Origin of the sequence: Bradyrhizobium xenonodulans, assembly GCF_027594865.1 — a bacterium.
Lineage (GTDB): Bacteria > Pseudomonadota > Alphaproteobacteria > Rhizobiales > Xanthobacteraceae > Bradyrhizobium > Bradyrhizobium xenonodulans.
Map to the genome: position 1 here is coordinate 6,106,056 of NZ_CP089391.1, position 11,724 is coordinate 6,117,779.

Annotated in this window: 9 protein-coding genes; 1 reads left to right on the forward strand and 8 read right to left on the reverse strand. The window is 62.5% G+C overall.

Annotation, left to right across the window (positions count from 1 at the left end):
- Positions 1-37: 37 nt before the first annotated feature.
- The 5 genes from I3J27_RS29050 to I3J27_RS29070 all read right to left on the reverse strand — a co-directional run bounded on the left by I3J27_RS29050 (position 38) and on the right by I3J27_RS29070 (position 5,085).
- A complete protein-coding gene (locus I3J27_RS29050) occupies positions 38-2,047 on the reverse strand; it encodes a CHAP domain-containing protein (protein ID WP_270162302.1) in 2,010 nt (669 codons plus the stop codon).
- Positions 2,044-3,303, reverse strand: a complete 1,260-nt coding sequence (locus I3J27_RS29055) for a hypothetical protein (RefSeq protein WP_270162303.1) — start codon at positions 3,301-3,303, stop codon at positions 2,044-2,046. Before I3J27_RS29055 ends, I3J27_RS29050 begins: the two co-directional genes overlap by 4 nt.
- Before the next feature lie 182 nt (positions 3,304-3,485).
- Positions 3,486-3,719 carry a hypothetical protein gene (locus I3J27_RS29060; protein WP_270162304.1) on the reverse strand — a complete coding sequence of 78 codons (234 nt, stop codon included), beginning with the start codon at positions 3,717-3,719 and terminating at the stop codon, positions 3,486-3,488.
- A gap of 215 nt (positions 3,720-3,934) precedes the next feature.
- A complete protein-coding gene (locus tag I3J27_RS29065; protein ID WP_270162305.1) occupies positions 3,935-4,570 on the reverse strand; it encodes a bacterial transcriptional activator domain-containing protein in 636 nt (211 codons plus the stop codon).
- Positions 4,571-4,785: 215 nt separating this feature from the next.
- Positions 4,786-5,085, reverse strand: a complete 300-nt coding sequence (locus tag I3J27_RS29070; protein ID WP_270162306.1) for a hypothetical protein — start codon at positions 5,083-5,085, stop codon at positions 4,786-4,788.
- A 44-nt stretch (positions 5,086-5,129) separates the two neighbouring features.
- Between I3J27_RS29070 and I3J27_RS29075 the strand changes: the two genes are divergently transcribed.
- Positions 5,130-6,056, forward strand: a complete 927-nt coding sequence (locus I3J27_RS29075; protein WP_270162307.1) for a catalase family peroxidase — start codon at positions 5,130-5,132, stop codon at positions 6,054-6,056.
- Here I3J27_RS29075 and I3J27_RS29080 read toward each other — a convergent pair whose 3' ends face one another.
- The 3 genes from I3J27_RS29080 to I3J27_RS29090 form a co-directional block, all read right to left on the reverse strand.
- Positions 6,057-6,986, reverse strand: a complete 930-nt coding sequence (locus I3J27_RS29080; RefSeq protein ID WP_270162308.1) for a helix-turn-helix domain-containing protein — start codon at positions 6,984-6,986, stop codon at positions 6,057-6,059.
- A 365-nt stretch (positions 6,987-7,351) separates the two neighbouring features.
- On the reverse strand, positions 7,352-10,675 hold the full coding sequence (locus I3J27_RS29085) for an adenylate/guanylate cyclase domain-containing protein (protein ID WP_270162309.1): 3,324 nt from the start codon (positions 10,673-10,675) through the stop codon (positions 7,352-7,354).
- 300 nt (positions 10,676-10,975) lie between these two features.
- Positions 10,976-11,491 carry a hypothetical protein gene (locus I3J27_RS29090; RefSeq protein WP_270162310.1) on the reverse strand — a complete coding sequence of 172 codons (516 nt, stop codon included), beginning with the start codon at positions 11,489-11,491 and terminating at the stop codon, positions 10,976-10,978.
- Positions 11,492-11,724 lie beyond the last annotated feature (233 nt).

The following is an 11,724-nucleotide window of genomic DNA, read 5'->3' on the forward strand; positions in this document are numbered from 1 at the left end:
TCGCCTCGCTGATGATTGTTCAAAATTATGGACGCCGCTACGCGACCGGCATGGTGGCAAGGCCCTGCTCGAACAACTGGGCTTCCTTCTCGCGCCGCGTCTGGAGGCCGGGCACGGTGGGCCAATGGCGCCTCATGCGGCGGAATTCGTCCGGGATCAGCCGAAACTCCCGGTTCGTCATGTGCGCCTTGATAGCGCGCATCTCCGCGTAGCGGGATCCGGACCGCGAGAACGACGGTCCGCGGTTATAGGCGAGCGACACCAGGGCGCCGAGGCAATCCCCATCGAGCAGGTTGCAATTCGGCAGCGCGTCCTGCACCGTCTTGACCCAGCGCGGGATGTCGGTGTCCTTGAACACCGACATCGCCGCCTCGATGGGAACATCGACAACCCCTCCCAATTGCCGCGCCAGCGCCGATGCAGTCGATCCCCTAACACCCACGGCTTGCCCCAGCGCCTGGATCATCGCGCCCGGTATTTTGCCGGTCCAGTCGTTGACGAGATGCCCCTCTGCATAGCCGACGTCATAACCGATACCGATGGTGACACCTGACCTTCCGCCCGGCCATGTCGGCTTCCGATACTTTTTCTCGTAGAACGCTGGGCTCGAGACTTCGAAGAACACGATCAGGTCGATCGCCTTCGGCGAGATCTGGTTCTTGGGATCGTTGGGATTCCCGGGCGTGACATCGAAGCCGGTCCGGGCATTGCTCGACTCGAGGTCGAGCCAGCGGATGGCGTGAATGCGCGAGGTCGGAAAGGTCGAGCGCTGAACGCAATCGCTCTGATTGCCCCCGAGCAGCTGGATGCTGTTGCCGTTGTCGGAGAGGTCGGCGCAAAAGCCGACATGTCCGCTGCCGTCGACCCCCGGCGAAGGCTGCATCACGACGATCGCGCCTTGCGGAATGACATCCGACCGCACCGACAAGCCTCGTCCCCAGCCGGCCCAGGTCACGGCCAGCGCCGAGTCGGTGGCCGGAATCGAGGCGGCGGCCTCCGGGCTTCCCGACTTCTGCAGACAGTAGGCAACGAACGCGGCGCACCACGGCGCCATCTTGCTCTGTGGACCGAGACTGGTGGCTGCAAAATATTCCTTCGTGATGACGTCGGAATTGTCGGCCTCGGAAATGTGCTTGGCCTCTTCCTGCACCGCAATGTCGAACCAGGGGGCCTCCGCCTGCTTCATCTCGGGAATGGCTTCCGGAACAAACTGCTTGATCAGGCCGAACGCCTCCTTCAGCGCCTGATCCAGCGCAGCGCCTGTCGACGCGAACAGTTCGGCGACCGTCTTCGGTTGCAGCGCGGTTCCGAAGAAGCTGCCGCGATTGGCGAAAATCTGCGCCGACTGCGCAGCATCGATGCCCCTGAAGAAATCCGAGACCGGCTTGGTGCGCCCCGCATCGTCGTCCACAGCGCGAAGCAGCTCCGCCGCGGTTTCCGGATTGGTGTAGTAGGCGTGCAGCACATTCAGATAGCTCGGAATGAAAGGATCCTTCTCCGTGCTGCCTGTGATCTTTTTCACGGCCTCGCTGATCGCCTTGGTATCCGCCGACATGGTGAAGCCGGCGGCGTAGATCTGGGTGAGCCAGTTGTCGAAGGCATCCGGCTGGCGCGTCACCTGCAACGCCGGGTCGGCTCCGGCCACGAAGCGCTGCCACTCCTTCGAGGAGACCAGCAGCGGACCGACCGTATCCGTCCCCGGGGACGGGCCGACATTGACGATCTTGGTTTCGAGCAGCGCCCGCGCGATCAGATAGTCGGCGGCAACGTACCAGGGCGCCGTCGACGCGATCTCGTTGAACGCGCGTTCGACTCCGATGCATGTATCGACGAAGAAGGCGGCAACGGCGACAGGTCGGGCGCTGGTATCGGGGCCACAGTCCGCCTTGGCGACCCAGCCCTTGTCCTCGCTTTCAAGGGTCACTTCGATGAGCAGGCCGCTCTCATTCCCGGTCGATGTGATGGGATCGCCCGGGAGCAGCCGGGTGAGCCGCTGGCCACCGGGCGCCTTGAAGAAATCCGTCATGTTGAGAATAATGAGCTTCATCTTGTCTGCCCCGGTATCGGCGCTGGTGTCTGGACGGGTGCTGGCGCTGCCGGCGCTGGCGTCTGAGCTGGTGCCTGCGGCACTAGCGCTTCAGCCAACGCTTCGTCGAAGTCGCGGGTCAGCTGATCCGACACGTTGATCCCGTAGTCTCTCAGGCTTACCGTTTTGCCCAGCTTCTGGCGTGCGAGCGCAATCTTGTCCCTCACAGGCTTCGTGAGAGCGGTGGGTGTGCCCAGGGGATTCTCGGGAATGAACCTATCGAGATTGCGGCCCAGCGCACCGAACCTCGCTTGTGCGTTCGGCTTGTAGTTGACCTTCTCGTAATAGTTCTTCGCCGTATCCGGACACTCTCCGGACGTCTTGATTTTGCGTATTTCATCCGGGCTCAGTTGTTTCCCTTCCCGGCGGGGGTCGTCCGGGAGGACATACGTCGCGATCTTGAAAACTCCGATTTCGGCCTTCGTCAAAGCACCGACCACGCCGTTGTCCGCCTTCGCGCACAATGCGCTTTGCAGCTGATTGAGATCGCTCTGACCGCGGAGCTCCGGATTGTCCTTGGCCGTGATGTCCGTAAGGCCGGGAATTGTCGGCAGCACCGGACGTTCGATCTGCACGACCTTCTGGCTGGAGACGAGCGGCACCGCTCCGACCGGCGCGTTCCTGGTCACCGTGCGGGGATCGATCAGCGGATTGTCGCGCTTGATCGCGACGCCGGTCACGCCAGCCTGCTCGTAGATCGTGATGGTCGTATTGATCTGCATCTCGATCGTCATCGGCATGCAGATGCGCAAATAGGAGCGCAGGGCGTAGACGGCTTCCGCGCGCGTCACCACGCGCTGCTTCATCAGGCCGTCGCGATATTCCTTCTGCCGCGACAGCACGATCGACTGCACCGTGGAATGGTTCGCTTCCAGCAACAGGCGCGAGCGGATGTTGGTGAACGTATTCGAGGCGAGACCGAAGGCCAGCCCGACCATCGTGATCGGGTCGGCACCGACCCCGGCCACACGCATCAGGGCCTGCGAGGTCGTTTGCAGCGCATTGATCTCGCTCAGGATCGGCTCCTGCGAGCGCCGCTTGTCGTCGAGCCATGCCAGATACGCGTCGCACCGCGCGTCGATGTCGTTCATGCCGGCTTCGGCGATCACACCCCAATTTGGCGTGATGCCAACCGGGTTACAAACGCCCTCCACCATGGGAACCATTCCGGTCTGGCGGCAGAGCTCCGACAGATACAGGTCCTGAAGCGCGGTCACGGTCGTGATGTCCGGCCTGGTGATCTCGGTCCCGACGCCTTCCTTGTAGTACTTCTGCTCGAGCGCCGGATCGCAGGCCGCGAGCGAGACCATCGCGGCCGGCAGCAGAGCGGCAAGTGCAACGCGTCGTGAGGCGGCGCGGCCCATGATCGAGAACCAGCTGGACAATCCTGCTCTCAGCTTCATTTTGGCTGCTCGTCTGTCAGTGGATCTGTGGGCGTTTCCCCGGCGACTGCGGCATTCAAGCTGGAAGCAACGACTGCGAATGCGCGCTGCACGTCGTCGACGACTTCCCCGCGCTGGCTGTTGATGTTGCGGACGAGCACCCGCCAGTGCCCCTGCTCGCCGACACCGGCGTCCTCCCGCCAGAAGCGCAAGATGAAGACCTGATCCAGCCATCGCGATTGCGAACTCATGCGAAGACGATCGCACAGCCGCTCCACGGCAGGATCGCGCGATCGTCAGGCGACGATCGCCTCCCGTTCCCGGATGGATCGGCAATGGCTCGGGCCCCAATCACGGCAGGATCACGACGTGGATGGCGTGCACGCGTGCGCCGCGCCAGCCGAGGATGATCGGCGGACCAAAAATCCTGCTGGTTCAGCGATTTCAGATGATGGTGAGGATGGCCTCAGAACAAAGCGAGATGCTTTTCGGCACGGCCGACCAGCCGCTCGCGCAAATGCTGCACGTTTTCGGCGTTGTGCAGGTTCCTGATCTCTTCAATGAGGGCCCGCGTCGCCGGCAGCGGCGAAATCCCCAGTTCCTTGCGGATCAGGTTGATCCAGGAATCATAGTAGCGGATCGCCTCTATGCGCCTTTCACTCAGCGCGAGCAGGATGAGAAGATGACGGACGAGTTCCTCTCGATAGGGATCGAACCGCAGGGCGTGACGCGCGAGCCGGATCGCATCATGATCGTAGCCGTCCAGGCCGAGCCGGCGAACCAGCATGGCCGAAGACTGTATGAACAGCGAATGCAGCCGCTCCCGTTCCTCCAGGATCCACTCTGCATCCTCACCGTCCAGAAACGGCCCTTCGTATCGATAGAGCACGCGCAGAGCGTCCTTCATGTCCGACGGAGACAGCCCTACGCCCGCGCTCTCAATGATGGTCGTCGCCGCCTGATGCAACGCCCAGGTATCGACATCCAGCCACAGCATCCGCCGGAACAATGTCTCAGAACCGACCGTTCGGAGGCTCTGCCCCTCAATATAGTCAGGGGACGACGCCAGCAGCTTCCTGATGCGCCAGACCGCGGAGTTCATGGCACGGCGACCTCGCACGGCGTCAAGATCCGGCCAGAACAGGTCGATCAGTCTCTCTCTGCGGTGCGGGCGATCTGGAAATGTAACGAGGTAACCGGCCAAACGACGCCCCGCCGGACCGAGATCCGACCAAGTCTGCTCGTCACCACTACCAACACGACTCGAACCCAACAAACTAACCGTTAGCAAGGACCCCCTCCCCGCGAACGTGTGAACTAACCAGCAATTTGAACTGCAAAATATTCAGCTTGAAATTGTATCATTGCAAGAAATCCCCCGTTGTCAAGCTGCGACATCCCGCGTTGAACATCTGCGGAATGCAACCAGCGGAACCGATGCAGCATGTGCTCGCCGGAATCGGCTGTTGCGGCGTGTTCTCCGGCAAGCGCTGAAACGACGATATCAATCCGCTGCTGCGCGATGTCGTGCACGTGAACTGGTAACGCCCCCCGCAAAATTCCTTCAGCAGGATCAGGCAAAGCATCGCGGCTTTGGAAAAGACGCCAATCCTGCACGACACCTACAACACGGACGTGCCGCTCGAGCCGGAGGCTTTGCCATGTCCGAATTGCCAGCCCCTGCCGCAACGCCGGCTGCGATCGTGGATGCACTGAAGGCGGTCGCGGGCAATCCGCCAAAGGTGCGCGCAAGCTTTGCCAAGGGCCGGTGCGTGCGCGGCACCTACACCCCGTCCGAGCGCGCCGGAGAGATCACGCGCTCGCTCAGCTTCACAAAGCCCTCGCGCGTGCTGGCGCGTTTTTCCATCGGCGGCGGCAATCCGGACGTGGCCGACACCAACAACCTCGTGCTGCGCGGCTTCAGCTTCAAGCTTGGCGATGCCGATCATCGCTCGGATATTTTGGCGGAGAGCGCGCCGGTGCATTTTGCACGGACACCCGACCAGATGCTGGCGTTCCTGAGCGCACGCATTCCGGGCGTGGACGGCACGCCCGATATGGAGAAGGTCAAGGCGTTCTCCGCAGCCAATCCGGAAACGCTGAACCAGGCGAAATACATCGCCGCACGCCGGCTGCCCGCAAGCTTCGCCGGCACGACCTATTGGGGCGTACACGCATTTCCAGCGACGAATGCCGCGGGTGAGACGCGGTTCATCAAGTTCAGGATCGCGCCCGTCGGCGGCGACATCACGCTGAGCGAGGACGAGGCCAGGGTGAAGTCCGCCGACTTCCTGCATGACGATCTCGCGCGGCAGATCGCAGCCGGCGACGTCCGCTTCAACGTGATGGTCCTGCTCGACCGTCCGGGCGATCCCATCCTGGACGTGACCCTGCGATGGCCCGACGAGGACAATCGCGAGGAGCTGCGACTGGGGACGATCGTCATCACCAGTCTTGAAGCCGATGAGGCCTGCGACGGGACGATCTTCAATCCGGCCAATCTCGCCGACGGCATCGGCCATCCCCAGGACGAGATTTTCGCGGCACGCCGCGCGGCCTACGCGACCTCGCTGGCGAAGCGCCGCTGATTACTTCTCGTCGCCCGGGCCGCCATGCGTTTCGCGGCGCCACGCGCCCGGGCTGACGCCGACCATCTGCGAGAACACCCGCGTGAAATGGCTCTGATTGGCAAATCCGGCCGAGATCGCAATCTCCGACAACGGCAGGTCGCGGACCGTCATCAGCTGCTTGGCCGCCTTCACCCGCTGCTGGAGCAGCCATTGATGCGGCGGCAGGCCGGTGGAGATCCGGAATGCGCGTGAGAAGTGGCTGACCGAAAGGCCGAGCTCGGCCGCGAGCTGCTGCAACGCGACCTTGCCCGAGAGATCGGAGTCGAGCCGGTCACATGCGCGCTTCACCTGCCACGGCGCGAGGCCGCCGCGGTTCGGCTCTGCCGCGGGCTTCAACCCGCCATAGGCCTGGGCGACGTGGGCGGTGAGCGCGAGCATCATGTGATCGACGAAAAGCTGGTTGGTCTCGTCCGGGCGATGCAGTCCTTGCTGCAAGGTGGCGCCGATATGACGGATGATTCCGTCGTCATGTCCCACGCCGGGCGCGTAGCTGAGCTCGCCAACGCGCGGCGCACTCGGCTGACGGGCGATGTCGCCAAAGGCCGAGCGCGGCAGATAGAAGAATAGCGAGTGAAACGGCTTGTCGATCACATAGCGCGGATCGCGCTTGAGGTCGTACAGATAGGTCGCACCTGCACGAATATCCTCCTTGGCGACGTGGCGGCCCTCCTCCCAACATTCGCAAGCGGGATAGTCGCGGAGTTTCAGGCTGACCAGGTACGCATCTTCAGCCGGCAAAGAGCCGGAGAGATCCGGCGTCGGATTGTCATTGCGCACTTCCGTGACCGCGAGCTCGGCGCTGCGCAGCGAGCGCGTGATCAGAACCGGCGCTTCCTTGACGTGAAGGCCACGCCCGAGCCTCTGCCCGTAGACGCCTGCTTGTGTCATTTCGATAAACCCATCCGTAACGCTCGTCTTCGCCGGCCCTCCCGAGATTCGCACACTATCGGAGATCGCCGGCCGACGGTCCAGTAATACCGCATAACACGAAGCTGTCGCGGCGGGCCTCGCGCCGAACGCCACGAGATGATTTCATCGTGATTTCAGCGTGATGTCACAGGCTCGGGCCCGGTGAAGGACAGCAGCGCTAACCTGCTCGGGCAAATTCCTGCGCGATTTCATCGTGCGTTCTCGAAAGGATTCGCAGCCGTGCCGAGAGCTTCGGTTCTAATTGAATCAGAACCGAAGCTCTACATTCTTGTCTTGACGCGTTCTCTTCACGCGAACCGGTATCCACTTCGCTCGAAAACGCTCTAGTGCTCGGACCCGAGCAGCTCTATCGCTTCTTCGACTTCGGGAAGATTTCGTTCCACATCGAATTCAGAAAGGACCGGAGCGAGCACCTCGGAGACCGCGCCCGTTCGGCCATTTTTCCTGTGCAGGCGTGCAAGTCCAAGTGCGCTGCGTAACTCGAAAGTCTTCGCCTGTTGGTGTCGTGCGATGTTGAGCGCTCGCTTGAGAGCATTTTCGGCGCTGGATTCGTCGGAATGACGCGACAAGAGTTCCCCGTAGACGCGATGCAGCTCGGCATCAAGCCAATGCTGACCGGATTGCCCCGTCCATGCGATCAATTCGCTCAAGGTCTCCAGCCCGTTTTCGAGTTGGCCCGACTCTGCGTCCGCCATGGCGACATGCATCCCCCAAAACGGCTCACAGAGGTAGCAGTCATTCTCGTGCAGCAGGGTCCAGCCGCGACGCATTTCCGTCTGTCCGGCCATGCGGTCGCCGGCACGCCACTTGGCCAGCCCATTCAGATAGGTGCCGGCGGCCACATACAGCGGCATCGTGTGATCGCGCGCGAGACCGAGCGCCAGGATCGTCTCGGTCTGCTGCAACATGCCCCCGCGTAGTCCGTCGAACACGGCGCGGTGAACGAGCGCATTGGCCCGGGAAAGCGCCCGCTGCTCTCCGGAAGCCCTGACGGCTTCGGCGGCGAGCCGGCGCGCGCGAGCGATCCCGCCGAGCGGCCAAAGCACCAGGGCAAGGAACCTCATGATCACGAACGGCAGATCCAGCGCGGATGCCCTGAACGTCGATGGATCCGGTTCCGCACCATAGATATCCAGTGCCTGCTCGAGATGAACCCTCGCGTTCAGGTAGTCACCCCCGAACCAGGAGGTGACCCCACCTGTCCAATGTGCAACGACCGCGGCGACCGGCGAGTCCGGTCGTCGGTCGGCGGCGCTCCTGATGGCATCCGCCAGCTCCCGCATCGGAGCGAGCTCGCCGTGGGTCAGGCATGCATTGAAGAGCCCCGAATGAACCGGCGCAAGTTCGACGGGATCATCGATGTCGGCTGCGAACCGTCGGGCGCGCGTCCATGCGGCGACCGTTTCGTGTGCGCTGTGACCGAGGCTGCCCCGCAATGCACGGCCATATGCGATTTGAAGATGCAGCCTCCCCATCATCCGGCGGGAATCGTCAGGCAGCTCATCCGCGATCGCGACCGCCTTGCCGAGATGGGCGATCGCCTCGGAATAGGCCGAGCGTCTCAGCGCCTGCTGGCCCGCCTTGCGCCACCATTCGAGGGCATCCTCGCTCAGCCCCGCCTCGGTGAAGTGATGCGCCAGAACTTCCGGCTCGGTCTCGGCGACGCCGGGAAACTTCTCGCGCAGGGCATCGCCGATGCGCTTGTGAAGCACCTGCCGTTTGCTCCTGAGCAGGCCCTCATACGCTGCCTCCTGAACGAGAGCGTGCCTGAAGCTATAATTTGCTTCGGGCGGAGCCCCGCGACGCACCAGCAGTTCCGCCTCTTCGAGTTGCGCCAGCGCTGCACTCAACGTCAGATCATCGCGTCCCGCCACATATCTCAGCAGCGCGTACGAGAAGTCGCGGCCGATGGCGGCGCCTATTTGCGCCACCTCCTTCACAGGAGCCAGTCGATCGAGCCGCGCCATCAGCGAATCCTGCAGCGTCGCCGGAATGGCGAGCGGCGGGAGTGGACTATCGAGGCGATAGCGCCCGGAATCCTCGACGAGCAATCCGGACTCCAGCACCATCTTGGTCAGTTCCTCGACGAAGAGCGGGATGCCATCCGTCTTGTCGATGATCCGTTTCATCATCTCGCGTGGCAGCTCGCGACCAACGGTCACCTGCTCGACCAGCGCACGTGTGTCCTGTCGGTCCAATCGATCGAGCCGCAACAGACTGACATTGGCAAGTCCCGACCACGAAGGCTCGAATTCCGGCCTGGATGTCATGAGCACGAGGATCGGCAGTCCCCTGATCCGGTCGACCGCGAGGTCGAACAATTCAAGCGTCGTGGCATCGGCCCAATGCATGTCCTCGCAGATGATCAGCAGGGGCTGTTCTCGCGCCAAACCCTCGAGCTGATCGAGCAGGGTGGCAAATGTCTGTCGCCGCTGCTGCGCCGGGCTCAGGCCAAGCGGCGGACAATGCTCGCCGGTTGGTATCGACAGGAGAGCCGCAATGAGCGGCGTCGCCTGGGCAACCTGCTGCGTTCCAAGAGCCAGCATCGCCTCGAGCTTCTCAAGCTTTTGCCCCGGCGTGTCGTGCGAGCGGATGCCGGCGGCGCGCTCGAGCTGCGCGACAAAGGGATGAAGCGCGCTATTGGTGTGGTAGGGCGAACATTGATATCGCACCCGGCGGTGCGCCCCCAACGCGGGGCTTTCGCACAGCGTTGCGACGAAGCGCGACTTGCCGATGCCTGCTTCGCCGCAAATCAATACTATCTGGCCGTGGCCTTGCCATGCCAGATGCTGGCGCGAGAGCGTGAGTTCGATCTCCTGCTTGCGGCCGACGAAGCCGATCGAGCGCGCGGCGCGGACCGCCTCGAAGCGACTCTCCGATGCGGTCGCTCCCTCCACCGCCCAGACTGCGATGGGTTCGTCTATTCCCTTGACCTCACGGCGGCCGAGATTGCGAAACGTGAAGAGATCGCCAAGCAGCCTGCGCGTCGACGAGGCAACGACGACCGCTCCCGGTTCGGCCAGGCTCTGGAGCCGCGCAGCGAGATTTGGCGTATCGCCGACCGTTGCGTGCTCCTCCGACGCATCTCCGCTGATGAGGTCGCCGACCACCACGAGCCCGGTCGCGATTGCGATCCGCAGTTCAACCCGTTCGTCAGTGCCCGTCCTGAGTTGCCCAATCGCAGAGATGGCGTCGAGGCCCGCCCGCACTGCCCGCTCGGCATCATCCTCATGGGCGCGGGGATAGCCGAAATAGACCAGTATCCCGTCGCCGACGAACCTGGCAATCCTGCCGTCGTAAGCAGCAACGACGCTCGCGCAGGCGGCGCGGTAGGCCCGGATCACTTCCCACATATCCTCGGGATCGAGACGCGCCGAGAGCGCAGTCGAGCCGACCAGATCGCAAAACATCATGGTGAGATGACGCCGCTCCGCGTCATGAGGAGGCGCCCGCGATGCGATCAACGCGGCTGGATCGAGGTCGGCGATAGCGCGAAGCATCTTGCGACGATGGCCGAGCAGGACGCCGATCTTTTCGAAGTCCTGGTCCATCAATTCGGGAAGGACGCCCATGTCGATCCCATTCTGGGCAAAACGCTCTGCGTATTGCCCAAGCCCCAGCGTATTGAGCCACTCCGCAATCTGCATGGGCTCCACCGATCGCGCGGTTGGCGGTTCGCAGAATTTTGGACCACGGCGCGCGGGGACAATATCCCAACGCCACCACGATGGCACGTCTTGTTGCTGTGCGACAACTTAGGTTGCTCGGTACCGGCACCGCTTCGAGGCAGCGACATTGCTCGATGCGAAAGACCGCGCTACTCAAAGTCGTCTGTCCGCGACGCTGGGCGACAACGGTTGCGATGAGCTGTCAGCTATTCGCATTCAGGCTGGCTTGTGCCCACGTCGCGACGCCGAGCACACGCCTTTCCGTGAGCATAGCCGTCTTCATTCCTTGCCCATCGGCACTTCATGGTTGCGTGCCATCGTTCCCGCCGCGACTTGGAGCGAAGAACCAACCACCCAGCAGCCGGCGACAAAACCTATCAGGCCGTTGGGTAGATTTTGATCAAGGACAAGGATGCTGACGGACAGAGTTGCGGCAATGGCCGCGCCGAATGTTCCCGCCGCACTCATGATCTCAGCCGGCTCGGAGCCGGACCATTCTTCCGAGATGCTCGATGTCGGCTTCCGTGCGACATTGCCGGACAAATCAATTCCGACATAATAGCTGACAGCTCCGTAGAGCATTGTCAGCAGCACAATCCAGCCGCTTTCAAACAGTCCGCCTTTCTGACGCAACAGGGTCGCCCCCACGTAAAGGCCGCAAGAGGCCCCAACGGCCGCAAGCCCAATTCTTTCAAGGATATGGGCCGACTTGATCAGACTGGAACGGGCGATCCCAAGACTGCCGACGTGCCTTTTGAGGGAGAATGCGCTGGAAATTGCGCTGCTAATCTTCATTGGGGGCCTCCTTCTGAGTAATTGGCAGCCCTACTGGCTGACCCCAAATAGAATCTGCCTGGACGAGTTTCTCGATGCCCTCGATTCCAATTTCGAAAAGTCTTGCTGAGTGATGGGGCTGGCTTGCTCGTGAGCAAGACGAGGAGCCCAAAGCTGCGAGCACGCGGCTGCGCAGGCATTGCATCTCACCCGCGTTCGTCAATCAGGTCCGGGTGCGGCAATTTCTTACGGGA

What these genes read in the sequence shown, in the direction of transcription:
- I3J27_RS29075 (WP_270162307.1), top strand. Translation starts at nt 5,130, where the DNA reads ATGTCCGAATTGCCAGCCCCTGCCGCAACGCCGGCTGCGATCGTGGAT.
- I3J27_RS29085 (WP_270162309.1), bottom strand. Translation starts at nt 10,675, where the DNA reads ATGCAGATTGCGGAGTGGCTCAATACGCTGGGGCTTGGGCAATACGCA.
- I3J27_RS29090 (WP_270162310.1), bottom strand. Translation starts at nt 11,491, where the DNA reads ATGAAGATTAGCAGCGCAATTTCCAGCGCATTCTCCCTCAAAAGGCAC.
- I3J27_RS29050 (WP_270162302.1), bottom strand. Translation starts at nt 2,047, where the DNA reads ATGAAGCTCATTATTCTCAACATGACGGATTTCTTCAAGGCGCCCGGT.
- I3J27_RS29080 (WP_270162308.1), bottom strand. Translation starts at nt 6,986, where the DNA reads ATGACACAAGCAGGCGTCTACGGGCAGAGGCTCGGGCGTGGCCTTCAC.
- I3J27_RS29065 (WP_270162305.1), bottom strand. Translation starts at nt 4,570, where the DNA reads ATGAACTCCGCGGTCTGGCGCATCAGGAAGCTGCTGGCGTCGTCCCCT.
- I3J27_RS29060 (WP_270162304.1), bottom strand. Translation starts at nt 3,719, where the DNA reads ATGAGTTCGCAATCGCGATGGCTGGATCAGGTCTTCATCTTGCGCTTC.